Origin of the sequence: Leptotrichia hongkongensis (assembly GCF_007990635.1) — a bacterium.
Lineage (GTDB): Bacteria > Fusobacteriota > Fusobacteriia > Fusobacteriales > Leptotrichiaceae > Leptotrichia > Leptotrichia hongkongensis.
This window is the reverse complement of record NZ_AP019846.1, coordinates 1,771,422-1,798,221: the sequence shown is the minus strand read 5'-3', so window position 1 is coordinate 1,798,221 and position 26,800 is coordinate 1,771,422. Positions and strand designations below refer to the sequence as shown.

The window sequence follows — 26,800 nt, the reverse complement described above, 5'->3', positions numbered from 1 at the left end:
CATAATATAAGGGATATGATATAATGTATGTGAAATAAAGAATTTGAAATTTCATTTATAAAAATATTTAGGAGGAAAAATGGAAAAAAAACTAACAAAATCAGCATCTGACAAAAAAATAATGGGTGTATGTGGTGGACTTGCAAAATACATGGATAAAGATTCTAACTTAATAAGAATAATAGCAGTTGTATTAGCAGTTCTTACAGGAGGATCGTTAGCAATCGCATATTTAATAGCAGGATTTGTTTTACCTGAAGGAGAATAATTCTGAAATAAAGATAAACTGTATATCAAAAGTCTATTTTAAAAAACATTAAGTTGTTATAGAAAATAGACTTTTTTTTGTAAATTAATTTTAAATATAGTAAAACCTATTTAAAACTGAACTAATTTATTAAATAAAACAGAAGTAACTGCTTCTTCTAGTGTATTAAAATTATGGGCTATCTCCTTTAATTTTTTCTTCATATTAGCTCATAATTTTTCTATTGGATTTAAATCCGTTAAATACACCGGAAGAAATAATAGAGAATGCCCCGTTTCCTTAATTATCTTTTCTAATATATTCTTTATATGAAATCTGGCATTATCCATCACTATTAGAACTCTCTTCTCTAATTTTTCAATATCTCTTAAAAGTATTTCCCTGAACCATTCTTCAAAAAATTCACTTTCCATTGTTTCCCTGTATATCATATCCTATCAGTGTATTACCTACTTTTCCAGCAACCAGATTTATTCTTGAATATCTAAATCCTCTTTTCTTCCCTTCAATAGACATTCCCCCTTTTACTCCAGCTGTATTCACGGTAGTAATATTCGTCAAAGCCTGTTTCATCAATATAGATTATTTCGCTGTCTGAACCTACTTCTGATAATTTTTTTAAATATACATTTACTTTTTTCTCGTCCTGTTCCCTGTATTTTGTCTGTTTTTTTCTTGTGTATCCTAATTTTTTCGGTGCTACTCTCACTGTCTCCTTTCCACAGCCTGTTAGAAAACAAAAAAATAGCAGTAATAAAAATACTCCTTTTATATTTTTCACAAAAATCCCCCACCTTTTATTTTATTTATTAACATAAATTTTATCTGAACATTAAAATTTCAAAAAATATGTCTGAATTTATTATAACAAAAAAGACTGGAGTATACCAGTCCGATTTTATTAAATTATATTTTTACACTTGACAAAGAGCCTTTTTTAAACTTCTATTTAGCTTTATTAACATTTCTTAAATATAAAATTCCGCCATAAGGAACTAATTTCAGTCCTATTATTCCCTGTCTTTTGAGAATAACACGAGTAATTTCACCATAGCCCATTTTTGATGCCGGATTTTCTTTCTCATATATATTTTCGGCTTTGACTAAAACATCTGTTTTGACGTTAATATCTTTTGTTTCAGAGGCAATTTTTATAAGTTTGTCATATTCAGAATTAGAATAAGAACCGTAATTATAAGGACTGTCTGATACAAATCTTTCAAGATAAAGTATCGGATCACTAAATCCTAACAAAATTTCGTTTTCAATAATATCAAAATCTTTTTTTCTTGATTTTAAAATTAAATCCTTATAAGACACTCTTGTAACTTTGACATCTATTCCAAGATATTTTTTTAAATTTTCTGAGAACCTGTCAATGGAATTTTCTTTAATGACAATATTTAAAACAGGCATTTTATTTATTCCTAATTCTTTTAATCCCTCATCTAATAATTCTTTTATATTTTTGTAATGATAACTCTCACTTTCAATTTTTCCATTTTTTGCAGCTAAAGCAGAGAAATTTTTTCCATTAATACTGATGTATTCCGGAACAAATCCGTATTCTTTCCTTGTTTCTCCTGCCATTACAGCATCTATAGCCTTTCTGACCTTAGGATTACTCAATACATTTACTTTAGTATTGAAAACATAATAATGAGAAGAACTTGTAGATAATCTCTGTGTTTCTTTCATGTCATTTTTCAGTTTGGCTCTTGAAAAGAACTGAGAATATACAACAGTTGCATCTATTCCTTTACTTTCAGCAATTCTTTTATGGTCGTCTCCGTCCCATAAACCGCCATAAACATTGATTTTATTCATTTTTATATTATTGCTGTTCCAGTAATTTTTATTTTTTTCCAACAATAATTTTCTTTTTCCTATACTTTTTATTATATAAGGTCCTGAGTATAACGTATTTTCAGGTGCTTTCCCGTATTTTTGTCCCAACTTCCCAAAAAATTCCTGCTTTAAAGGCGAAAATTCGACTTTTGCCATTAACATATCAAAATATCCTGTCGGCTTGATTAGTTCCAGTTCAATAGTCTCATTGTTATCCAATATTTTTATTCCTACATCTTCAGATTTTACTTTTCCCTCATAAAATTTTCTGCCGTTTTTTACAAGAAAAAGAACATCTGTACTTGGAGATATTATTTCAGGATTCAGCATTCTCAACAATGCAGTTTTGAAATCTTCAGCTTTTATAGGGGTTCCGTCAGAATATTTCAATCCTTTTCTCAGATGAAAAGTCCACTTGGTTTTATCCTTGCCTGTTTCCCATTTTTCTGCTAGTCCGGGTACTATTTTACCATTTTCATCAATTCTGACAAGTCCTTCAAATAAAAGGTCAAAAATATCAGCAGCTTCATAATTTCTGATATTTTCAGGGTGTTTATCATTAAGCAGCTGAGCATCGTAAGATTCAGGAAGAAACAGATGTACTAAATTAAAAGTATCAGGAGTACTTTCAGCAACATTATATTCAAATTTAGATCCACTAATTGTGTCCGCCATTGTATCAAATATATTTTCTCCTGTCTTATTCTCAGAATGTGTTCCTGTCTTACTTTCGGAACATGATAAATTGAATACTCCTAATAATAATATAAAAATTGTATATATTTTTTTCATTTTATTCACCCTCTCTATTTTTTTTAGCAAAAATCAGCAAAATTCCTAAAAATATTATTACAAATAAATTTACACAGAAATACATATTAAATATCTCAATGTATAAATTTTTATACCTCAACACAAATTTTAAGAAATGAATAAAAAGTTTAAACTCATGCCCCACTTTAAAAGAGTAATTTTTATACAAGTTAGAAAGTTCCATTATAAAATTGATTCCTAATAATCCTATTATTGAAACAATAGCAGTATAAATTATTCCTATTATTCTGTGTTCATACAATTTCTTTTCGTATGTTTTTACTGAAAATAAAAAGACTACTGAAAAAAATGCAGTTGCTGATGTTGCTATTACTCCTGAAGGAATTCCGGAAAATAAAAACAGCATTGTTTTCTGAATGAAAGTAAAGTTGAGTTTCATCTGTTTAAGAACTTCAGATGTTCCAATAATCGAATTTATAATAATTAAAATTCCTATGAAAATTATTACATAATATTTTATTTTATGAGATAATTCCATACTATTTTCATTAAAATAGTCTTTTGTCATTTTTATAAAAATAATAGCTGATACAATTATTACAATAAGAGAAAATAATGTAAATATTGCAGCTAGCATTGTTATTTTTCTTTTACATCTGTACCCTAAATTTCATTATAAAAGAAAGATAATATTGCATATATATCATTCTCTTAAATAATACAAGAAAAACTGCTAAAACGACTATACCTGTTATTTTCATCAATCCTTGAAATACATTGCTGATATTCTCTTTTTCAAAATCTTCAAATTTTTCATTTAAATCATTTATTTTCATATATTCTCTTACCTCCGGAAATGCATATTTTTTTATTTATTTTCTATTCTTATGTAATATTAGCAGTAAAAGATTAAAATAAAATGAGATTTTTGATTTTTAAACTTAGCAAGAATCCTTTTCTCTTAAAATAGAAAACTTGTCTTTTCTATTTTGTATAGTAAAACCTATTTAAAACTGAATTAATTTATTAAATAAAACATAAGTAACTGCTATTTCACGGATGTATTTATCTGTATTCTTTGGATTTTTCATATATTCATCAAGTTTTTCAGAATCAAGTACCTTAAATTTTCTTTTCCATGTTCTTGATGAAAGATCTCCTGTTTCCTTCTTAAGTTAATGTGCTAGAACTTATGTTGAATTGAAATAATGTTTTTGTTTTTCCATTTTCGTAATAAAAATTTAAAATTCTTTTCCTATAATCTTTTTCATATGCCATAAAGTTGTTATACCGTATTTTTAGGTCGGTTTTGTATAAGTTTCATTATAAAAAAGAGCGGTTCATAGTTATGAGACTGCTCTTGTTTTTTTATTTATCTTCTTTTTTATCTTCTGTAACTTTATCATCTTTTTCCAAATCAATTCCAGAAACTGATTTTTTAAATTCTCGAATCATTTTTCCGATGGCTTCTCCTAATTCAGGCAGCCTCTTTGGTCCAAAAATAAGTAATGCACCAAGTATAAGGACTATGAGTCCTGGTGCTCCGATATCTCTAAAAATTCCCATTTTTAGTAATTCCTCCTTTTTTTATAAATATATTTGCAGACAAGGATACTTACTTCATACAGCAGAATCAAGGGAGCTGCCATTGTTAAATCACTTATAAAATCGGCAGGTGTTAATACTACTGCGAGTACTAGTAAAATAAAGTATCCATATCTTCTGTTTTTTATTAGATATTGCGGTGTTAAAATGTGTAGCGATGTTAAAAAGGCTACAATAACTGGCAGTTCAAATATTATTCCAAGTGGAAGGGAAGTATGAATTATGAATGTCAGATAACTGTTTGCTGTAAGCTGTATATTAAACAAATCATCTCCAAATGAAAGAAGCACGTTTAATAATGCAGGCGTTATGAAAAAGAAACCAAAACATAGACCGGCAATAAACAATATAAAGGTTGCAGGAACATAGGATAAAACTACTTTGGCTTCTCTTTCTTCCAATGCAGGACGGACAAATGCCCATATCTGATAACTTGCAAATGGAAGGGTTAAACTGAAGGCACATATTCCAGCCAGCATCAAATAAATGCTCAAAATATCGTTAGGGCCTAAAACAACTAATTTCTGATTAAAAGAAGCTGTTAATAATTTGTAAATACTAGAGCAGAATACTAGGCTTATCAGAAAGGCTATTATAAAAAATACGATTATTACAATAAGTCTTTTCCTAAATTCACTTAAATGTTCTATAAGTGTCTGTTCATCAATTTTAGACATTTTTTATTCCTTTCCGATTGTTAAAAATATTTAAAACCTATTTATCTTTTCTTTTAAAAGTTGCAAATGCAATTATAGTTATTAAAATTAATTGACAAATAAATACTTCCATATTTGCATAAATTCCAAAAATTTCTACTGTTGGAATAAAGTTTACTACGTGTAGCGGTAAAATTCCTACAACTTGTAGCATATGAATACTTGTTCCAAGCATCTTAAATGCAAGGAAATATATCGTCCATGTCAATACAAGGAATATTTGATGTATTTTTATTTTTGAAGAAGCGTATATTAGTACAAATGCAATTATAACTAATATTAGTATAGCACTCACGATACCAATAATCAAGCTCTGCAAAGAAATTAATGGTAAAATTCCCACATAAAATAGAATCGTTTCAGCACCTTCCCTAAATACCGCAAGAAAACTAAGTACAAACATTGAAATAAAACTTCCTGTGCTTAAAACTACGTCCATTTTTCTGTCAATATAGTCTTTCCAAGATTTTAGAGATGACTTGCTATGTAGCCAGAAACCAATACCAATCATCATTATAACCGCAAAAATTCCTACAATTCCTTCCAGAATTTCACGATTTGTCCCTGAAGATACCGCAGGGAATAGTGCTTGAAGCATAAATGCTATAATGACACTTGCTAAAATTCCGAAAGCAGCTCCTGCATATACCCAACGTAATCCTTTTTTCTGATTTGCAGCTTTTAGACTGCTTACTAATGCCAGAACGATAAGAAGTGCTTCTACACCTTCACGAAGAAGTATAAACATTGCGTCAACAAATGTATATTGTACTTTTGTATCAATTTGTGATAATTCTGTTATTAATCCCTGTAGTTGTTCCTGATATTCTTTTTCAGCACCTTTTACCATAATTATTGGAGTTTGAGTTTCCACTTTTGTGTATAATGATGAATTTCTTGTACTTACATCGCCTTCAACAGTTGGCCATACTTGAATAAACTGTTTAACTTTTGATTGTCCTTTAGCTTTATCTCCTGTTTTAAAAGCATCCAAGGCATCTTTTAGCATATCCACAGCTTCTTTCAACGTGATTGTGCTCGAAACATTGTTTTCTATTTTTTTTCCATCCAGATAATCCTTTATAGCAGACTTCAATTCATTGAAAGAATTCATTGTGCTGTCATAGTCAAAGGGCTCCACTTCCATAGAACTTCTAAGAAAGGACATGGCAGTTTCCACTTTTCCATAGTAAGGAATACTTCTGCTTCTTATAAAACTTTCATTTCTAGTCCATACGCCATTAAATTTCAGATATTCCTTTTTCATCAGTTCTACATTTTTAGACTGAATTGCCTTTTCTAGGACCTCCAAAGCAGGATACATTCTTGACTGAAATTTTTTCTTTTCCTCGTTATCATTAACAGGATTTTGCTCCTTTTCAAAAGCAAGCAGTGCTGTTGTAACTTCTTTTAGGTCATTTTCTGATAATGCTGATTTTTCCTTATTTAAAAGCTCCTGTACTTTTTTTCCTTGTGTTGAATCAGAATTTTTTACTTTTTTAAATTCTTCCCTGATTTCAGAATAAAGTTTTTTTGCTTCATTCTGATTGCTATTTTTTATAGCAGTTGTTGTATCTGTTATTTTTATATAGAGGCTACTGTAACTTTCCTTTGCAATAATATTTGTAAAAGATAGCATAAAGCACAAAAATAACATTATACTTATTTTATTCAAATAATTTCTGCCCAATATACTCTCCTTCCTTTATTCCGCCAAAGCAGGCAAAAATACCCGTTCCAACGTGAGTAATGTACTCGTTCAGCTTATCATCATTTCCTAAACTGTTCTGAATTTTTATGAATTGATCAGGATGTTTTTGGAAACATATAAATAGCAGTCCCGCATCAAACTGTCCGCTCACTTCGTCTATTCCATTAGAATACGAAAAGGCACGGCGTGCTATTTTTACCTCAGCTTTTTTTGCAAGATAAACATGTGAATCAATGGGAAGAATTGGTTTTCCGTCTGGACCTTTTTTATTTATGTCAATTGTTGCAAATTCATCTGTTTCTCCAAATGGAGCACCACTTTCCTTATATCTTCCAAATGTATTCTCCTGTTCTTGTAAATTAGTTCTATCCCAAGTTTCAAGATGCATCTGAATACGTCTTACTATCATATAAGTTCCATCTTTGAGCCAGTTGTTCTTATCATACCATACAACATTCTTAAAGTCGTTATTATTTTTAGGATTTTCTGTTCCATCTTTAAATCCAAAAAGATTTCTAGGTGTTCCTTTTCCATTTCCAATGGGAAGAAATCCAGCTTGAGTCCATTTTAAAGTAATTAAGGCACGTCCTTTACGAACAAGATTTCTCACAGCGTGAAATGCTACCTGTGCATCATCTGCACAAGCCTGAATACAGATATCTCCACCTTTATACTTATCTTTTATCTGATCTCTTGGAAAATGTGGCAAATCTTTAAATTCATCTAATTTTTTGTTATCCAATTTTAATTTATCGAGAAATGAGGGGCTTATTCCAAAAGTTAATGTCAAACGATAGGGGTTTAATCCAACAGTTTCTCCTGTATCTATAGGAGGGACAAGGTGATTTTTCAGTTCAGGAGCGACTAGTTCGCCTTTCATAAGTTTTTGAGAATAATCAGTCCAGTCCTTGAACATCTTCTTTATTTCTTCCTTGTTCAAAGAGTGCAAATCTAGTACTGCAAAATAAACATTTTTCTGAACAGGAGTAGCGATTCCTGACTGATGTTGCCCATAAAATGAGATTTTTTCATCTCCAACAACTTGATTTGCTTTATCATTAAACATATTTGCAAAAATTGCGCCAGCTCCACTTGCTCCAATTGCGGCTCCAGCTCCTACCATTCCAGCTTTTTTAAGAAAATCACGTCGTGATATTTTTTTATCAAACCATTTTTTATTATTTTCATCACTCATTATTTTTACCTCTTTTTATACTGTAAGTTATTTAGATGTCCTTGATAATCTAAATGTTAATTTTAGCAAGGGGGAGATTAACCCCTTGCATGATAATACTTAAATATATTAGTTATCGAATGAATCTATTATTTTTTAGGAGTTGCATCCATTACAATTCCCATTTGTGATAAAGGTTCTCCCAGTTTTGTAACTGCTTCTGCTAGTGCTTTTGTATCCTCAGGCTTCAATTCTGTATATAATTTGTAATGCTTATCATCAGTCATATATTTATCAAGAAGAGCATTTACAGCTTTAAATTCAGTGTCTAAAGTTGTTACAAGTTTCGCGTCTTTTTTCTCTAATTTAGGTCTAAATAGTTCAAATATTTTCTGAGCTCCTTCAATGTTTGCTCTAAAGTCATACAAATCAGTATGTGAAAATACTTCTTCTTCTCCCGTAATTTTTTGAGTCGAAACTTCATTTAATAAGTCGATAGCTCCTGTAACCATTAAATCAGGTGTTACTTCGATTGTAGCAATTTTTGCTTTTAGTTCCTTAATGTCGTTTACAAGGTCATCTGCATATTTTTCAGTCCCTTTTGTAGTATTTTGTTCCCATAATATTTTTTCAATTCTATGAAAACCTTTCCATCCTTCTTCATTTTTAAATTCTTCCTTAAAGTCAACAAGACGGTAATCTATCTTAACATCAGATTCTCCGAAGCTTTCAGCGATAGGCTCAGATCTTTCATAAGCCATACGGATTAATGGATAAACTTTTTTAGCTTCATCCAATTTTCCTTCCTTCAACAATTTTGCAAAGTTTTCTGTATCTTTTAAAAGCATATCAATCTGACCTTCAACATATTTCTTATATTCAGCAGTTTCCTTGCTCAAATCAACTTTTCCTTGATTAGCAGTCTGTTCAGCCGTTGTTCCAGCCTTTCCTTCTTCTTTGCTAGCATTGTCTTTTCCGCAACTAACCGCCATTAATGCTCCTATAAGCAGTAACATTCCCATTTTTTTCATAAAAAATCCTCCTAAGTTTTAATTTTATTATATATTTGTATCTAATATCGAATTAGTTAAAACTAACAAAATTTAAAATAATTATAACTGTATAAGTTCGATATAAAGTAGATTTGTTATAATTATACTTTGAATTTATTTATTTGTAAAGTAAAAATGTTTGATTTTCAAAATTTTATGTAAAATATATGATAATTAAAGTAAATACATATTGAAAAAATGGATATGAAATGATAAAATTTATTAAACAATACTATAAAAATTTAGAAGGAGAGAAATAGTTATGAAGAATGGTATAAAATTTTTGTTTATATTTTTTATTTTCCTTGTTTCATTTAATATTTTTGCAAATGGGTCGGTTTTAAAAGGAGAGAGCATTTCATTTGTTAAAAAAATTCCATTTGAAAAGTTGCCAGAAAATATTGAAGAGGATATGAAAAATGGTACAATGGAATATTTAAAGAATCAGCAATGCTTGATATCAACTTATAGAACTTTTTATAAGGATTCAAGTCTTAGTCACATAAATATTTATGCAAATTGCATGGAAGTAAGTCCTGAAAAACAAGTAAACTGGGATTATCCACAAGTTTCAGGTAATGCTGAAATTAAGACAATTCACGTTTTAGGAAGTGCAGTTGCAAAAAAATTATTAAATGATTTAAAAAATTGTAAAAGTACATTTTTTGGAGATAAGTTAGCCTACTATAAACCTTCACATCAGAATTACAAAAAAAATGAGTATTTTTATTTGAAATAAGAAAAATTTAGTATAAATTCAAAATATTTAGAGTTTGTTAATTTATTTTAAAAAAGTAAAAACAGGAGACTTATTGTTGTCTTCTGTTAATTTTTTTATTTTTTGAATAATAAGAAACCAAATTAAAAAACAATTCCTTTTGAATGTTTAATACACATAATATTATAAACATTAAGTAACTCACAGCAATTTGTTTGGATAAGTTTAATTAAATCGTAGTTATTAATTTCTCTATGATTTTTTTAAAAATTATTTTCTAAAATTAATGGAAAAAAAATTTTAAAAATGATACAATATCTCACAAAGGTAAAAAATATTTTAAAATTTAATTTTGATGTTTGAAGAGGTATTTATTATGGAAAATTCTGAAAAATTAGAAAATAATGATAATCTAAATAGCAAAAAGCAGTTAAAAAAAGTTAGAATTGTGAAAAGTGGATATGGAGATGAAGATTTATTAAAGGATTTTTATGACTATCTAAAGGCAAAAGATATTCAAGAAGTTTTTGGAGTGGAAGAGGCTGACTTAATAATTTCACTTGGCGGAGATGGAACAATGCTTGTTGCCGCAAAAGAAGCTATTTTAAGGAATATTCCTATACTTGCAATAAATATGGGCTCTCTTGGTTATCTTGCCGAAGTAAAACCTCAAAATGCAGTAAAAATGTTACAAGATTATGAAAATGGGAATTATAAAACTGAAGAAAGAGCATTTTTAGAAGTAAAATATGAAGATAATGTTTTTTATGCATTAAATGAGCTTGTAATAACAAAAGGCGGACACGAAGCACATTTAATACAGGTTGAAGTTTACTCAAATGATATTTTTGTAAATAAATACAGAGCTGATGGAATAATCGTAGCAACTCCTACGGGATCGACTGCTTACTCGCTTTCAGCAGGTGGTTCAATTGTTCACCCTGGACTAAATGCACTCTCCATAACACCTCTTGCTCCACAAAGTTTAACAGCGCGTCCAATAATTGTAAACGGTTGTGAAGTTCTAAGTTTTAAGGCAACATCAAGAGATGATGCAGTCCATTTGAATATCGACGGAAACCAATGGTTTCAGATACAGGAGAATGATTTAGTAACTGCAAGATTATCAAAGAAAAAAATTCGAATAATAAAACCTATAAACAGTGATTATTACAGTATACTCCGACAAAAATTGAAATGGGGAGATTCTGTTTTATAAAAAATAAAATAGTGAAAGGGAAGAAATGTTAAGGGAATTAAGATTAAATAATTTAGCAATAATCAAAAAATTAGATTTAGAATTTAATGACAAATTTATTGCATTAACTGGAGAAACAGGGGCTGGTAAATCAATTATTCTAGATGGAATTTCACTATTAATTGGTGAAAGAAGTCATACAGATATGATTAGAAATGGGGAAGAAAGCCTTTTTGCAGAAGGAATTTTTGAATTAGATGAAAATCAGAAAAAAAGGTTAAATGAGCTTGGGTTTGAGATAGATGATGACGAACTTATTATAACACGATATTTTGACAGGAACGCCAAATCGAAGATTACCGTAAATGGTGCAAGACTTACTTTATCAAGATTAAAGGAACTTATGGTGAATATTATTGATTTGGTCGGGCAGCATGAACATCAGTTCTTATTAAATGAAGAATATCATTTGCATTTACTTGACAGATTTCTTGATGATGAGGGAAAGGAACTTTCTAAAAAGATTCGTGAAAATGTGAATGAAATAAAAAAATTAAATTCAAGAATAAGGAATATTGAAGAAGAAAAAGAAAAAATTGCAGAAAAAAAAGATATTCTAGAATTTCAGTTTAACGAAATTAATAGCCTTAATTTAAAGGAAAACGAAGATGAAGAACTGGAAGAAGAGTATAAAATATTGTTTAATGCTGGAAAAATTAATGAAAAGCTGGGAGAAACTTCAGAACTTTTAAAAGAAGGAGAATTTTCAATCTTATCAGCACTTGGAAGGGCTAAGAGAAATTTAGAGCAGCTTTCGGATTTGTCAGAATCTTATAGTGAATTATACGATAAGATTGAGTCTGTACTTTATGAAGTGGAGGAAATTTCGTATTCTGTAGATAATTTTGCTGGAGATGTCGAGATGGATGATGATAAACTGGAAAAAATTGTCGAAAGAATTGATGCGATTAATAAGCTGAAATTAAAATATGGCTCAACAATTACTGAAATTCTTGAATACAAAGATAAAATTGAAAAAGATCTGTCATTGGTTAATTTTGAAAATGAAGAGCTGGAAAATTTAAAGGTTGAAAAAAATGAATTGGTAAGCAAGTATTTTCAAGATGGTGAAAGACTTAGCCAAATTCGTATGGAAATTGCAGAAAGTCTTCAGAACACAATTGATATTCAGCTAAGCGACTTAAATATGGAAAATGCAAAATTCAAGGTAGAAATTACAAAAACTGAAGAAATAACAGCACATGGCATAAACAATGCAGAATTTTTAATCGCAACAAATGTAGGGGAAACATTCAAGCCACTTGCCAAAATTGCTTCAGGTGGAGAAATTTCACGTATAATGCTTGCTCTTAAAACGGTATTTTCAGCTGTTGACAATATTTCAGTGCTGATTTTTGATGAGATTGATACAGGAATCTCTGGAGAAACTGTAAGAAGAGTGGCAGAAAAATTAAGAGAGCTTTCAAGAAATACCCAGATTATCTGTGTAACTCATTCTCCGCAAATTGCTGGAAAAGCGCAGCAGCAGTTCTTTATAAAAAAAGAAATTGAAAATGGTCTTACAGAGACAAAAGTTCGTGAACTGAATACTGAAGAAAGAATAAGAGAAATTGCAAGAATCATTTCAGGTGATAATATTACTGAAGCATCTGTTAATCACGCTAAGGAGATAATGGGGCTATGGGACAAAAAAGTACTGATATAGATAATTTAAAAAAGAAAAAACTTAATTCAGATAAAGAAAATTTGGAAAAAGAAAGAGACGGTAATGTTAAAAGCAGTGAATGTTCAAAAAACAATGATAAAAAAATAACACGTGAAAATAAAATGGAGATTAGAGAATTTCTTGATTTTTTAGAGTATGAAAAGGGAAGCTCTCAAAATACAATCACTGGATACAATCGAGATTTAATACAATTTTTTTTATTTGTAAAAAAAGATTTTTCGAAAGTAAAAGAACAGGATATTTTCGATTATGTTGAATATATAAGCGAAAAATTAAGACGAAATTCAATATTAAGAAAAGTATCGGCAATAAAGACATTTTACAGATTCTGCTATCTAAATAAAGCAATAAAAAAAGATCCAACAGGAATGGTAAAGTCCTTAAAACGTGAACATAGATTACCTGAAATACTTACACTAAAAGAAATGAAACAAATTGTGGATAACTGCCCTCACACGCCTGAAGGTATGCAAAATAAACTTATTATCAAAATTTTGATTGCAACTGGATCAAGAATTTCAGAAACCTTAAATTTGGAAATAAAGGATGTGGAAAATCAAGACTACGAATTTATAAAGGTACTTGGAAAAGGATCAAAATATAGAATAATACCAATTTATGATAGTTTAGAAAATGAAATAAAAAATTATTTGGCTATTTATAGACCAAAATTAAAGAATGCAAGTGAAAGTTTTAGGATTTTTCCAAATACTCGAAGGGAAAAATTTTGGAAGGATTTAAAGACCATTGCAAAAAACGCTGGAATTGAAAAAAATGTATATCCACACATTTTTAGGCATTCGCTTGCTACAATTCTGCTTGGAAACGGTGCTGATGTCCGTATTGTGCAAGAGATACTTGGACATTCAAACATAACAACAACAGAAATTTACACACATGTTGAAAAATCCAAACTAAAAATGATTTATAACAATATAAAATTAGGAGATGACTAAAAAAATGAAGGAAAATCGTGAGTTAAAAAAACATAAAGATGAAAAGTTAAGAGTATTATTATTAACAATTATTGCATATTTTGTGTTTTTCATTATAAAAAAAATGGATATAATAACAGAGTATTTGGGAATTGTTATGCTAATTTTGTTATATATGTATGCCAATTATAATTTGATAAATATATTTTTTACAAGTAAGAGAACCACTTTTAAAATATATGCCTTTTTATTGCTAGAAGTAATTTATTTGTTTACAGGAAATATTTCTATGATAGGTACAATTACGTATGTTATATTATTTTTACTTTTAATTTTTTCAGTAAGAAAGGACGAAGGAAGGTCAGAAATACCTAAAATAACAAAATTTGTACAAATATTTCTTATATTTAAGGTTGTCTTTGTATTATCAATGTTAGTTTTTTAATTTTAAATATGTTTGAACTCAAAATAGTATCTGATTTTATTAAAAATAGATAAAAGTTCAAAAAATAGTTGAGAAATATATAAAAAAGTAGTATAATGACAAAATATGATAAATTTTGATTATATTTATAAATATTAAAATTTAAAAAATATAATGTTTTAAATGAAGTGGAGTAATAAAAAATGGAAATGGTTAACGTTAATAAAAATAGTAGTGCAGACGTTATGAAAAGTGTAGAAGATGTAACAGATAGAGCTGTAAATGCTCAAGCTGAAAAAAATTTATTTCTTGGAGAATACAAAGAAAGAGTTATCAAAGCCCTTACATTTGAGGAAATAAAAGAAAAAGGGATTTATTATGAAATAGAAAAAGCTTTGGAAGATAAAGATGTGGACAAAATGGTTATTTCACGACATGCAGATTTTAATGATATAAAAAAATACATTGAAATAGCTAAGAAAAAGAGAGTGCCTTATAAAATGATAGATAATCTAGCATATGTAGGTCAGATAGCACTTGTGGTCGTTGCAAAGGATGCGATTGTCCATGAAGATGGAGATGAAATTGTTGTAACTTCAAAACTTGAGAAATGTCATTTAAAGCACTTGCCAGATGTATATTTTGAAGCTATGGAAAGTGCAGTTTGTGATTTTCATTTAGATATAATAAAAAAAGAAATGCCTGAATATGCTAAAAATTATAAAGAATTAAAATTTATGGACAAATTGTTTGGCTCAAAATGTCCGATATGTCAAAAATTAGGAGGAAAAAAACGTGGTTGATGGATTTAGAATAAAAGGGAAAACACCATTAAATGGAGTAATTAAAGTAAGCGGAGCTAAGAATGCAGCACTTCCAATAATTATAGCGACACTTGTTACAAAAGGTGAGTACATTCTAAAAAATGTTCCAAATTTACGTGATATAAGAGTAACAATGAGACTGCTGGAAGATTTGGGAATGGAAACAGAAAAATTAGATGACAATACTTATAAAATTGTAAATAATGGATTTAAAAGAACAGAAGCAAGCTATGAAATTGTAAAACAGATGAGAGCATCATTTCTAGTAATGGGACCAATGATTGCAAATTTAGATGAAGCAGTTGTTTCATTGCCTGGAGGATGTGCAATCGGTTCAAGACCAGTTGATTTGCATTTAAAAGGATTTGAACTATTGGGAGCGGAAATTACAAGAGTTCACGGATATATTCATGCAAAAGCAGACAAATTAAAAGGTGCTGAAATTCCCTTAGGTTTTCCAAGTGTAGGGGCTACTCAGAACATTATGATGGCAGCAGTAAAAACTCCTGGGAAAACTGTTATTTCAAATGCTGCAAGAGAGCCTGAAATTGTTGATTTAGGAAACTTCTTGAATAAAATGGGAGCAAAAATTACAGGATTAGGAACTCCTACTATTGAAATTGAAGGAGTTGAAGAACTTCACGCTGTGGAATATTCAATTATGCCAGATAGAATTGAGGCAGGAACTTATGTGATAGCTTCATTAGTTACAGAAGGAGATTTAAAAATTCAAAATGCAAGACTTGATGATTTAGGAGTATTTAAATCTGAATTAGAAGCAATGGGAGCAAAATTTGAACAGGATGGAGATATTCTGACTGTAATAGGAAAAGTAAAAGATTTAAAGCCATCAAAAATAAAAACTTTGCCACACCCTGGATTCCCAACAGATATGCAGCCTCAAATGATGTTGCTTCAAACTCTGGTAAATGGTGGAAGCTCAATGGAAGAAACTGTATTTGAAAACAGATTTATGCACGTACCTGAATTTAACAGAATGGGAGCAGATATTACAATAAAACATGGAGTAGCTTTTATAAATGGAGGATTACCGTTAACAGGTGCAGAAGTAATGTCTTCAGACTTGAGAGCCGGAGCAGCGCTAGTTTTGGCGGCACTTGCAGCAGATGGTGAAACAGTTGTAAATAGAGTTTATCACATAGATAGAGGATATGATAAATTAGAATTAAAATTAAATGCTGTTGGTGCTCAAATTGAAAGAATTAAACTAGATGTTTAACAGAATATAATTTAAATTATTAAAAGTCCTTAAAATTAGAGGACTTTTTTTGTTATTTTGCTACAATATTTTTGAAAAAATTTTATAAAAAACAAATTTAAAAATTATGGTTATTTTATAAAAATTTTAGTTTAATTTAAAATAAATATAATATTAGACTTGAAAAATTAAAAAAGTGTAGTATAATTAGAATGAAAATATTTATTAAAAACAAAAATTTGAAAAGAGGTAGAAAAATGGCACAAAGAATTATTTTGAACGAAATTTCGTATCATGGTTTTGGAGCAATAAACCATATCCCAGAGGAAGTTAAAAAAAATAAATTCAAAAAAGCGCTTATATGTACAGACAAAGGGCTTTTAGAATTTGGTGGAGTATCAAAAATTACAGATTTGCTGGATAAGGAAAATTTAGCTTATGAAGTTTTTTCTGATATTCAACCAAATCCAACTATTGAAAATGTAAAAGATGGTGTTGAAAAGTACAAATCTTCAGGTGCTGACTACATTATCGCAATTGGTGGAGGTTCACCAATGGATACTGCAAAAGCAGTTGCCATTATTATCAACAATCCAGAATTTTCTGATGTAAGAAGCCTTGAAGGTGTTGCAGACACTAAAAATAAATGTGTACCAATTATCGCTGTCGCGACAACAGCTGGAACTGCTGCAGAAGTTACAATTAACTATGTAATCACAGATGTTGAAAAAGACAGAAAATTTGTATGCGTTGATCCACATGATTTACCAATTGTGGCAATTGTTGACCCTGGAATGATGACAAGCATGCCAAAAGAACTTACTGCTGCAACTGGACTAGATGCTTTAACTCATGCAATTGAAGGATTTACAACAAAAGCTGCTTGGGAAATGACTGACATGTTCCACTTAAAAGCCATTGAATTGATTGCAAAATATTTGAGAAGCGCTGTAAATAATGAACCTGAAGGACGTGAAAAAATGGCACTTGCTTCATATTTGGCTGGAATGGGATTCTCAAATGTAGGACTTGGAATTGTACACTCAATGGCACATCCGCTAGGGGCATTTTATGGTACTCCACATGGAATTGCAAACGCAATAATTCTTCCAACTGTAATGGAATACAATGCTGAATTTACTGGAGAAAAATTTAAAGCTATCGCAAAAGCATTCGGTGTAAAACATACAAGAACAATGTCACCAGAAGAATATAGAAAAGCTGCAGTTGATAAAGTAAGAGAACTAGCAAGCGATGTTGGAATTCCAAACAATCTAAAAGGAATTATGGATATAAAAGATTTAGACTTTATTGCTGAATCTGCATTAAATGACGTTTGTACAGGTGGAAATCCACGGGATACAAATTTAGAAGATATAAAAGAATTATATAAGAAATTATTATAATTTTTGAATTATACTAAATTCCATTTAAAATAGTGATAAAATTTTATAATAAATGTATTTGATAATTTCAAAAAATTAAATCTACTCCTTAGTATCCATCTAAATAATTTTTATTTAGATTTTGAAAAAGTGTTTATTATTAATAAATATTTTTTCTATAACTTTTATGTTTTTTCTTTTTATAAAGCAAGGGAAATCAGTCGCCATTTCCCTTGCATCCCTGGCTTGTCTAAGCATTTTTTTGAAATAAAAATGAAACTCGCTAACGCTCAAACAATCATTTTCATTCCAAAAAAATCACGACATTTTTACATTAAATATAAAGATTGTTATGTTTAAATTTCAATTTTTTAATCTGTTAAAAATATAAATAGGAAAATATTTAAATTTAATTTTTTAAATACTAAAAGATGTATTCTAAAATTTTTTTATTTATACAAATTCTCAATATATTCACTTCTTCTTCTATTTTCATCATAAACAAAAATTGGCATTTCAATAGAAAATCCTTTCTTTGCATCTTTTATTGCTTCTAAAAGGCAAATTTTTGAGTTTTCATTCCATTTTGTATAGCAGTTTTTCATTCGTTTTGGCTCTAAATTATATTTTTGTAAAAGTGATAGAACTTCTACTAGACGTTTGCTTCGAAATACAATTGAGAAACTGCCCATATTTTTTAATAAGTAAGAAGAAATTTTTATAATTTCCTCAAGTGTCAAATTGATATTGTGTCTTGCGTATGCCAGTTGTTCCAAATTGTTTGTTTGGGAAATGTCGCCAGTAAATTCAAAATACGGAGGATTTGTAACAATTGTGTCAAATTCGTCACGAGTAAAAATATTTTTGTAATTCTTAATGTCTTCATTTACTATCTGAACTTGATTTTCGAAAATATTGTTTTCAGTATTTCTTTTTGCAATTTTTGCCATTGTTTCCTGTAATTCTATACCTATAATTTGTGCTTTTGAACGTTGTGCTAGAAGTAATGAGATAATTCCACAGCCAGTTCCAATATCAAGGATTTTTTTAGTTTTTCGATTAATTTTTACAAAGTCTGCAAGCAAGACAGAATCAAGTGTAAAGTTTTGAAAATCATTTCGTTGAATAATTTTCATATTTTTTATCGGAGTAACTGTTTCTTCTCCGTTTTTTTTCATAAAATATAACTCCTTTTTATTTTTTATATTAATAAAATTTTCTATTCTAATAGGAAATATACAATAAATATTGTAAATTGCTGCATTTAATTAATGTTGTAACTTATAATAAAAATAAATGCGGAAAATAATTCCGCAATTAAAATTTTTAAATTTATAAATGTTTATTATAATTCTCCAGCATAGTTGTGATGAACTTTTTGTACATCATCATCATTTTCTAGAGTATCGATTAACTTTCTTAATTTTTGTAAATCTTCTTCGCTAAGAGAGTCAACCTCTATAGACGGCAAGTATTGAATATCTGCTTCAAGCAAAGTGTATCCTGCGTTTCTTAAGGCATCTGCTACTGCATCAAAGTTCGCTGTTTCAGTTGTGATATAATAACTATCTTCTAGAGTTTCCATATCTTCCATTCCAGCTTCAAGTGCTACTTCCATTAGCGCTTCTTCATCAATATCATCAGTTTTTTCAATGATAATTTCACCTTTTCTTCCGAACATATATGAAACTGATCCAGAAACCCCTAGATTTCCGCCATTTCTATCAAAAGCCACCTTTACAGATGAAGCAGTTCTATTTTTATTATCAGTAAGAGCTTCTACAATAATAGCAACTCCTGCAGGACCGTAACCTTCGTAATTTAATGTTTCAAAGGCTGTTGAGCCGTCAGTTCCTGCTCCTTTCTTGATTGCCCTGTTAATATTGTCATTAGGCATATTAATTGCTTTTGCTTTTTCGATTGCATGTTTTAGGGCTACATTAAATTCAGGATTTTCTCCGCCTCTTGCTGCTACTGTTATAAGTCTAACAAGTTTTGTAAATGATGCGGCTCTTTTTTTATCCTGTGCTTCCTTACGCCCAGCTATTGTACCATGTCTTCCCATTTTTTCCTCCTAAATTAATTATATAAAAATTATATCATAAAAAAAAAGTCTAATCAATGGGGAAATTAAAGGAAATTTTGAGAAATAAAAATAAATTTGTAAAAAATAAAGGAATATTATAAAATATTATTACATAAATAATTTAAGGAGGAAATTAAAATGTCTAATTTAAAAAGAATAATCTTAAGTTTAATGTTGCTAATGGGAATTATAGCATTTGGTAAAAAAAATAGTTTTACATTTGTAACAGCTGGGAAAACTTTAAATAATGTAATTGCTGGAAAAAGTTTGAATCTGGATAAGGGAAATGGTGAAAAAATGCAGTTTACCTCTTTAAACCCTAATGGAAATAAAAATTATAAAACAAATACAGCAGGTGTGATGTTTGATTATGATAATAAGGATGTTAAAAATTCGTCAGTAAAATTTGCATTTGGTTTTGATATTTTAAATGACAATATTGAAATTGAAAATGTCAAAATTTATGTTGCGGTACCAAATGAAGGTGAAAAATTGCTTGTGGAAGCTGTAATGCCTAAAGGGGCAAAAAAAATGAAAGACTTTAAAAAAGGTCAATATGTTCAGGAAATGGAATTAAAACGTGGCTCAACTTCCAGAGTAGGAGATATAATTATAAACGAATACAACTGGATGGGGCAATCTGATACCATTGGAAAAGCAGATCCAAATCTTTTGCTTTCAAGAACTTCAAAAAATTACGCATACCTATTTAAATTTGTAATAAAAGCCAAAGGAATGCTGGAGGAAGTTATTTATCAGCCAGCAGTATTAAAAGTAAAATTGGTAGGAGCTCAAAATTTTTAAGATAAATTTAAAAAGTGAGATTCTTAAATTTTAATTGACATTTTTGAAAAAAGTGCTATGATAAAAATATAGAAAGCAATTTTTAAAAATTCTGAATTTTAAATGAGGAGGACAGTTATGATGAACGAAAAATTGGAAAAAATGAGAAATGGAAAAGGATTTATTGCAGCACTGGATCAAAGTGGAGGAAGTACTCCAAAAGCATTGAAATTATATGGAATTGATGAAAATGAATATTCAAATGATGCAGAGATGTTTGATTTGATTCATAAAATGAGAACTAGAATTATAAAGAGTCCAGCTTTTAATGATACAAAAATTTTAGGTGCTATTTTATTTGAGCAAACTATGGATAGAAAAATTGATGGAAAATATACAGCGGATTTCTTGTGGGAAGAAAAAGGAGTTTTGCCTTTCTTAAAAGTTGACAAAGGACTTGAAGAATTGGAAGATGGAGTTCAAACAATGAAACCAATGCCAGAATTGGATGAGCTTTTGAAAAGAGCAAATGAAAGACATATTTTTGGGACAAAAATGCGTTCTGTTATAAAAAAGGCATCACAAACAGGAATTAAAAAAGTTGTAGATCAGCAATTTGAAGTTGCAAATAAGATTATTGCAGCAGGACTTGTTCCAATAATTGAACCAGAAGTAGATATTCATAATACTGATAAAGCAGAATGTGAAACAATATTAAAGAATGAAATCAAAAAGCATCTTGATAAATTACCTGAAACTTCAAATGTTATGTTAAAAGTGACTTTGCCAACAGTTGAAAACTTTTATGAAGATTTGACAAAACATCCAAGAGTTGTAAGAGTTGTCGCATTATCAGGAGGTTATCCAAGAGAAAAAGCAAATGAAATTCTTTCAAAAAATAAAGGAATAATCGCAAGTTTCTCAAGAGCATTAACTGAAGGATTGTCAGCACAGCAAAGTGACGAAGAATTTAACAAAACTTTGGAATCAACAATTGAAGGAATCTACGAAGCTTCAGTAAAATAATTTTTTATAAAAAATAAATTGAATATAAGAACTGGCTTGTTTTAAGGAAGATGAGTCAGTTTTTATTTTTGGAAATTGTATTGCTAAAATATTGTAAAAATTATATAATAAAGTTGATTTATTTATATTAAGTTTATTCTTTATAATCGTTAATTAAGTTAATTTCTAAATTTTTTAGATTATTTTGTTTAATAACAGTTCTTACTATTTTTAATTATATTTTTTTTGTTTATTTTAGCAGGATTGCTCATTGCCGCAAATCCTGCAACCTATGGCTAGACTACGACTTTTATTTGCCCAACTCCGAAACTCCTCCTTACAGTCGTCAAACAGTCGTAGTTGAACAAATAAAAGCTCCGTCGGTTTATTAAAATTAAAAAAGTTTATTTTATTATAATCTGAACCTTTTTAATAAAATTACCTGTTATGATTAAACTAAAAAGTGTCGTGATTTTTTGGAAATAAAATCGATTGTTTGAGCGAAGTTTTACGTAGCGAGTTTCGATTTTATTTTCAAAAAATGCTTAGACAAGCCGGGATTGTAAAGGGGATGGCGGTTGATCCCCTTTACGTAAAAAAAAGAAAAAATATAAATTAACAGAAAAATCTAAAAAAATTAAGAAAATAACTTAATTCAAGAATTTAAAGAAAAGATTTAATAACTAGAATGAGGATAAAGATAAAAAATGTTAGGGGGCATAGATAGAAAAATGAGTACAAAGTATTTGAAGGTTAAACCATCAGAAGATTTTTTTAGGAAATATGGAATTAAGAATTTTGAGATTGAGTATGTTAATTTATTTTCTAAAAAGAGAGAGATTGAAATATTTGTGAGGGTTCATAATTTTGAGGCACATAATGAGATACAGGATTTGAGACAGCTGCTTTATAAGAGTTTTGAAAATGGGTTAAAATTGAAGATTAAGATGGATGTCAATCCTGAATTGATACAAAAAGATGTTATTGGATTTGTAAAATTTGCAATTGAGAATTATAAGTATGAGAGCAAGAGGTATCAGTATATTTTTGCAAGTTATGAAGTGGAAAGTCTTGAAAATACGGTGTTTATAAAATTACCATCGCACCATTTGATAGAAGAGGCCAAAAGAACGGAGGCAAAGGAAGAACTTACAAGAAAAATTTATGAATGTATGGACAATTCGGTAAAAATTGAGTTTGTAAATGGGGATTTTGATGAAGTGAAGGCTAAAATTAAGGCTCAAAATAAGTTAAATTCGGTAAAGGCAAGTGAACTTCCAAAGTATGAAAATGCCAGTGTAAGTAATGGTAATGGCGGTAATTATGGAGGAAACGGAAATTTTAATAATGGAAATAACGCAAACGGTTATTCAAATGGCGGAAACGCTAATGGAGATAGTAACAAAGGTAATTACAAATGGAAAAAAATTCCTGATTTAGATGCTATGCCGTTTTCAACACTTGATATTTTGAACAATGGTGATGATGTGGCACTAGAAGGAAAAATTTTTAACGTAGATATGAGAGAAACTAAGAATGGGAAGTTAATGTGTGATTTTATGATTACAGATTATACAGACTCTGTTAGCTGTAGAATATTTTTTAACACGAATGAGGATATTAAGGTAAAACTTGGGGAGTGGGTAAAGGTTACTGGAAGTTTTGAGGCGGATATGTATAGTGGTGAAAAGTATGTGAGAACGCAAAGAGTGGAAGCTATAGAATCTAAAGATGTGAAAAAAGAGGACAACGCTCCGAAAAAAAGAATAGAACTTCATGCACATACGAATATGAGTGAAATGAGCGGAGTTATGTCAATCAAGGATTATGCGAAAAGAGCTAAAGAATTTGGGCATAGCGGGATTGCTGTAACAGATTACGGAGTAGTGCATTCATTTCCGTTTGCGTTTAAGGAGGCAAATGAGGATTTTAAAGTTATTTTTGGGATGGAAGCGTATGTAGTTGATGACGAGCAGGACTTGATTACGAATCCTAAGGACAAGATGATTGAAGATGAAATTTATGTTGTATTCGATATTGAAACGACAGGATTTGATCCTTTTAATGACAAGATAATTGAAATTGGGGCTGTGAAAATGCGTGGAAGAGAGATTATTGGAGAATTTTCTGAATTTGTAAATCCTGAAATTCCAATTCCGCCAAAGATAACAGAACTTACAACAATTACTGATGAAATGGTTGCAAATGCTGAAAAAATAGAAACAGTACTTCCAAGATTTCTAGAATTTTGTACCGATACAACGGTAGTTGCCCACAATGCGAAATTTGACGTGGGATTTATCAAGCAAAAAACTATTGAGCAAGGACTTGAGTATTCTCCAAGCGTAATTGATACGTTACCTTTGGCTAGGACATTGCTTCCTGATTCGAGAGGATATGGTCTTGCTAATTTGGTGAAATATTTTGGGATTACGCTTGAAACACACCATAGGGCTGTTGATGATGCAAAGGCTACTGCGGAAGTTTTTCAGAAATTTTTAAATATGATTTTAAGTAAAGGGATTTTGAAATTGATTGAGATTAATACAGATTTACAGCCGAATATTCAAAATTCTGAAACATTGAACACGATGATTCTGGTAAAAAATCAGGCTGGGCTTCGTGACCTGTACGAGCTTGTATCACGTTCCAACATAGAATTTTTTGGAATGAGAAGGCCTAGAATACCAAAAACTTTGTTAAACAGCATGAGGGAAAATCTGTTAATTGCAAGTTCTGCTTCGGCTTCTGAAAGAAATAAGGGAGAACTTGTAAATCTTTATTTACGTGGGGCAGAAAAAGATGACATTGAGGAAAAAGCGAGATTTTATGATTATATTGAGATTCATCCACATACAAACTATGCTGACATGGTGGAAAGAACAAGCAAGGAAATTGAAAGTTACGATATAATAAAGGAAATGAACAAGTATTTTTACGAACTTGGAAAAAGTCAGAATAAAATTGTAGTTGCGACAGGAGATACCCATTATCTTGAAGAGCGTGAAGCAATTAACAGGAATGTTCTTCTTTTGGGAAGTGGAACGATGTGGAAAACTGAAACTTCGGAAGGAGTGAGAGGATATGAGTTTTTTGATAGAAAATTGTATTTTAAAACTACCGAAGAAATGTTGGAAGCATTTGATTATCTGGGAGAAGAAGCGGCTCAGGAAGTCGTTGTGGAAAATACTCATAAAATCAATGATATGATAGAGCAGGTGCGTCCAATTCCAACTGGATTCTATCCGCCAAAAATTGATGGGGCAGAAGATGAAGTAAGGGAAATGACTTATAAGAAACTTGAGGAGCTTTATGGGGAAAATATTGATGAAAGCTTGAAGGAAAGAGTGGAAAAGGAGCTTAATTCGATTATTCAAAATGGATTTGCAGTGCTTTATCTGATTGCACAGAAACTTGTGCATAAATCGGTAGATGCAGGTTATCTTGTAGGTTCACGTGGTTCGGTTGGATCTTCAATAGTTGCCTATCTTATGGGAATTACGGAAGTGAACGGACTTTATCCGCACTACAGATGTCCGAAATGTAAGCATACGGAATTTATGAACGAGGAAGGAAGTGGAGTTGACTATCCTGACAAAAATTGTCCAGAATGTGGTACAAAATATATAAAGGATGGACACGCTATCCCATTTGAAGTGTTTATGGGATTTAATGGAGATAAGGTGCCAGATATTGACTTGAACTTTTCTGGGGAATATCAAGGAGAGATTCATAAATATACGGAAGAGCTGTTTGGAAGCGATAATGTCTTTCGTGCTGGAACGATTTCTACGCTTGCCGAAAAGAATGCTTTCGGGTATGTGAAAAAGTATCTTGAAGAAGTGGAAGGAACGCCTGAAATAAGGGAAAGAAAAGCAGAAGTTATGAGAATTGCAAAAGGCTGTGAAGGGGCTAGAAAAACAACTGGACAGCATCCCGGTGGAATGATAGTCGTTCCAAAGGACAAGTCAATTTACGATTTCTGCCCAATTCAGCGTCCAGCAAATGATATGAAATCAACTTCCAAGACAACCCATTTTGATTATCACGTAATGGACGAACAGCTTGTAAAACTAGATATACTGGGACACGACGATCCGACAACACTTAGAATTTTACAGGATTTGACAGATGTTGATATTTATACGATTCCGCTTGATGATAAGGAAGTAATGAGTTTATTCAGCGGGACAGAAGCACTTGGTGTAACTCCAGATGAAATCGGCTCTCCGACAGGTACATCAGGAATACCTGAATTTGGTACATCTTTCGTAAAACAGATGCTAGTTGACACACGTCCAAAAACTTTTGCTGAATTAGTCAGAATTTCTGGCCTTTCACACGGAACAGACGTTTGGCTGAATAATGCACAGGACTACGTAAGAAGTGGAATTGCAACCTTGAGTCAAATTATCACGGTGCGAGATGACATTATGAATAAGCTGATTGATGATGGACTGGATAAATCATTAGCCTTTTCCATAATGGAATTTGTCAGAAAAGGACAGCCTACGAAAAATCGTGAAAAGTGGCAGGAATATTCTAAAACGATGAAAGAACATGGTGTGGAGCAATGGTATATTGATTCATGCGAAAAAATAAAATATATGTTCCCAAAAGGGCATGCGGTGGCTTACGTAATGATGGCAGTAAGAATTGCTTATTTTAAAGTGCATTATCCAATAGAATTTTACACAGCTTTCCTAAATAGAAAAGTTGGAGATTTTAAAATGACAACAATGTTCAGACCAGTAGAAGAATTGAAACGTGCGAAAATGGAAATGGACAGAAAAGGAAACTTAAACGCTAAAGAAAAGCAGGAATTATTTCTATACGAAATTTTGATTGAAATGCACTACCGTAAAATCGAACTGGAACAAATTGACATCTATAAATCAGAAGCAAAACTTTTCACAATACAGGACGGCAAAATCAGAATGCCATTAATCGCAATGGATGGACTGGGAGAAGCTGTTGCTGAAAATATCGTTTCAGAACGAAAAGTTGACTTTTTATCAATCGAGGATTTAGTAAAACGTACAAAATTGAATAAAACGATTGTGGAACTGATGAAAGAATATGGATGCTTAAAGGATCTGTCAGCAACAAATCAGCAGACATTATTTTAGAAAATAATACAAAATTATCTCTGTTTTCAATATTGACAATTATAAAAAGATATAATATGATGTATTTACGAGAAGATGATGTTATTTAGAATTGTAAATTGGTTTAGAAAAATAGTTTCACTTGTAGAAGTTAAGAACTAATATGAATTTCTAAAGAAAAAGTTATAAAAAATGAACAAATTGTAAATGAATATCGGAA

The 26,800-nt window shown here is 30.3% G+C and carries 24 protein-coding genes; 12 read left to right on the top strand and 12 right to left on the bottom strand.

The window, feature by feature from the left end; all coding sequences use genetic code 11:
* Positions 1-79: 79 nt before the first annotated feature.
* On the top strand, positions 80-268 hold the full coding sequence (locus tag FVE75_RS08605; protein ID WP_147006088.1) for a PspC domain-containing protein: 189 nt from the start codon (positions 80-82) through the stop codon (positions 266-268).
* A gap of 209 nt (positions 269-477) precedes the next feature.
* Here the strand turns inward: FVE75_RS08605 and FVE75_RS11565 are convergent, their stop codons facing one another.
* From FVE75_RS11565 to efeO, 10 genes are all read right to left on the bottom strand, one after another.
* Positions 478-681: a transposase gene (locus FVE75_RS11565; protein WP_232052517.1), complete on the bottom strand. Its 204-nt coding sequence runs from the start codon at positions 679-681 to the stop codon at positions 478-480.
* Between the two features lie 92 nt (positions 682-773).
* Positions 774-1,049, bottom strand: a complete 276-nt coding sequence (locus FVE75_RS11560; protein WP_147006086.1) for a hypothetical protein — start codon at positions 1,047-1,049, stop codon at positions 774-776.
* A 164-nt stretch (positions 1,050-1,213) separates the two neighbouring features.
* The gene (locus FVE75_RS08590; RefSeq protein WP_147006085.1) at positions 1,214-2,908 is read right to left on the bottom strand and encodes a peptide ABC transporter substrate-binding protein; all 1,695 of its coding nucleotides are present in this window, start codon (positions 2,906-2,908) and stop codon (positions 1,214-1,216) included.
* Between the two features lies 1 nt (position 2,909).
* Positions 2,910-3,527, bottom strand: coding sequence for a hypothetical protein (locus FVE75_RS08585; protein WP_147006084.1), 618 nt, complete (start codon positions 3,525-3,527; stop codon positions 2,910-2,912).
* Positions 3,528-3,540: 13 nt separating this feature from the next.
* Positions 3,541-3,726, bottom strand: a complete 186-nt coding sequence (locus tag FVE75_RS08580) for a hypothetical protein (RefSeq protein WP_147006083.1) — start codon at positions 3,724-3,726, stop codon at positions 3,541-3,543.
* Between the two features lie 532 nt (positions 3,727-4,258).
* Complete coding sequence (locus FVE75_RS08575) at positions 4,259-4,456, bottom strand: twin-arginine translocase TatA/TatE family subunit (protein WP_147006082.1); 198 nt, start codon at positions 4,454-4,456, stop codon at positions 4,259-4,261.
* A gap of 2 nt (positions 4,457-4,458) precedes the next feature.
* A complete protein-coding gene (gene tatC, locus FVE75_RS08570; protein ID WP_147006081.1) occupies positions 4,459-5,172 on the bottom strand; it encodes a twin-arginine translocase subunit TatC in 714 nt (237 codons plus the stop codon).
* A 37-nt stretch (positions 5,173-5,209) separates the two neighbouring features.
* Positions 5,210-6,901, bottom strand: a complete 1,692-nt coding sequence (locus tag FVE75_RS08565; RefSeq protein WP_147006080.1) for an FTR1 family iron permease — start codon at positions 6,899-6,901, stop codon at positions 5,210-5,212.
* Positions 6,879-8,117: an iron uptake transporter deferrochelatase/peroxidase subunit gene (gene efeB, locus FVE75_RS08560; protein WP_147006079.1), complete on the bottom strand. Its 1,239-nt coding sequence runs from the start codon at positions 8,115-8,117 to the stop codon at positions 6,879-6,881. The genes FVE75_RS08565 and efeB overlap by 23 nt, the downstream gene beginning before the upstream one ends.
* Before the next feature lie 128 nt (positions 8,118-8,245).
* Positions 8,246-9,127: an iron uptake system protein EfeO gene (gene efeO, locus FVE75_RS08555; protein ID WP_147006078.1), complete on the bottom strand. Its 882-nt coding sequence runs from the start codon at positions 9,125-9,127 to the stop codon at positions 8,246-8,248.
* A gap of 283 nt (positions 9,128-9,410) precedes the next feature.
* On the opposite strand from efeO, the gene FVE75_RS08550 reads away from it, so the two are divergent.
* The 8 genes from FVE75_RS08550 to fucO all read left to right on the top strand — a co-directional run bounded on the left by FVE75_RS08550 (position 9,411) and on the right by fucO (position 17,619).
* Positions 9,411-9,887, top strand: coding sequence for a hypothetical protein (locus FVE75_RS08550; protein ID WP_147006077.1), 477 nt, complete (start codon positions 9,411-9,413; stop codon positions 9,885-9,887).
* Positions 9,888-10,242: 355 nt separating this feature from the next.
* Positions 10,243-11,085, top strand: a complete 843-nt coding sequence (locus tag FVE75_RS08545) for an NAD(+)/NADH kinase (RefSeq protein ID WP_147006076.1) — start codon at positions 10,243-10,245, stop codon at positions 11,083-11,085.
* A gap of 25 nt (positions 11,086-11,110) precedes the next feature.
* On the top strand, positions 11,111-12,790 hold the full coding sequence (gene recN, locus FVE75_RS08540; protein ID WP_147006075.1) for a DNA repair protein RecN: 1,680 nt from the start codon (positions 11,111-11,113) through the stop codon (positions 12,788-12,790).
* Complete coding sequence (locus tag FVE75_RS08535; protein WP_147006074.1) at positions 12,766-13,767, top strand: tyrosine-type recombinase/integrase; 1,002 nt, start codon at positions 12,766-12,768, stop codon at positions 13,765-13,767. Before recN ends, FVE75_RS08535 begins: the two co-directional genes overlap by 25 nt.
* 4 nt (positions 13,768-13,771) lie before the next feature.
* A complete protein-coding gene (locus FVE75_RS08530) occupies positions 13,772-14,191 on the top strand; it encodes a phospholipid phosphatase (RefSeq protein WP_147006073.1) in 420 nt (139 codons plus the stop codon).
* A gap of 182 nt (positions 14,192-14,373) precedes the next feature.
* Entirely contained in the window at positions 14,374-14,973 is a 600-nt protein-coding gene (locus FVE75_RS08525; RefSeq protein WP_147006072.1) for a DUF1694 domain-containing protein, read from the top strand.
* On the top strand, positions 14,966-16,234 hold the full coding sequence (murA, locus tag FVE75_RS08520; protein WP_147006071.1) for a UDP-N-acetylglucosamine 1-carboxyvinyltransferase: 1,269 nt from the start codon (positions 14,966-14,968) through the stop codon (positions 16,232-16,234). The genes FVE75_RS08525 and murA overlap by 8 nt, the downstream gene beginning before the upstream one ends.
* Positions 16,235-16,470: 236 nt before the next feature.
* Positions 16,471-17,619 carry a lactaldehyde reductase gene (gene fucO / locus FVE75_RS08515; RefSeq protein ID WP_039901125.1) on the top strand — a complete coding sequence of 383 codons (1,149 nt, stop codon included), beginning with the start codon at positions 16,471-16,473 and terminating at the stop codon, positions 17,617-17,619.
* Between the two features lie 428 nt (positions 17,620-18,047).
* Here fucO and FVE75_RS08510 read toward each other — a convergent pair whose 3' ends face one another.
* On the bottom strand, positions 18,048-18,776 hold the full coding sequence (locus FVE75_RS08510; protein ID WP_147006070.1) for a tRNA1(Val) (adenine(37)-N6)-methyltransferase: 729 nt from the start codon (positions 18,774-18,776) through the stop codon (positions 18,048-18,050).
* A 167-nt stretch (positions 18,777-18,943) separates the two neighbouring features.
* The gene (locus FVE75_RS08505; protein WP_147006069.1) at positions 18,944-19,663 is read right to left on the bottom strand and encodes a YebC/PmpR family DNA-binding transcriptional regulator; all 720 of its coding nucleotides are present in this window, start codon (positions 19,661-19,663) and stop codon (positions 18,944-18,946) included.
* A gap of 159 nt (positions 19,664-19,822) precedes the next feature.
* On the opposite strand from FVE75_RS08505, the gene FVE75_RS08500 reads away from it, so the two are divergent.
* The 3 genes from FVE75_RS08500 (at position 19,823) to FVE75_RS08490 (ending at position 26,601) form a co-directional block, all read left to right on the top strand.
* A complete protein-coding gene (locus FVE75_RS08500; protein WP_147006068.1) occupies positions 19,823-20,488 on the top strand; it encodes a hypothetical protein in 666 nt (221 codons plus the stop codon).
* A gap of 120 nt (positions 20,489-20,608) precedes the next feature.
* Positions 20,609-21,493, top strand: coding sequence for a fructose bisphosphate aldolase (locus FVE75_RS08495; RefSeq protein WP_147006067.1), 885 nt, complete (start codon positions 20,609-20,611; stop codon positions 21,491-21,493).
* Positions 21,494-22,203: 710 nt separating this feature from the next.
* The gene (locus FVE75_RS08490; RefSeq protein ID WP_147006066.1) at positions 22,204-26,601 is read left to right on the top strand and encodes a PolC-type DNA polymerase III; all 4,398 of its coding nucleotides are present in this window, start codon (positions 22,204-22,206) and stop codon (positions 26,599-26,601) included.
* Positions 26,602-26,800 lie beyond the last annotated feature (199 nt).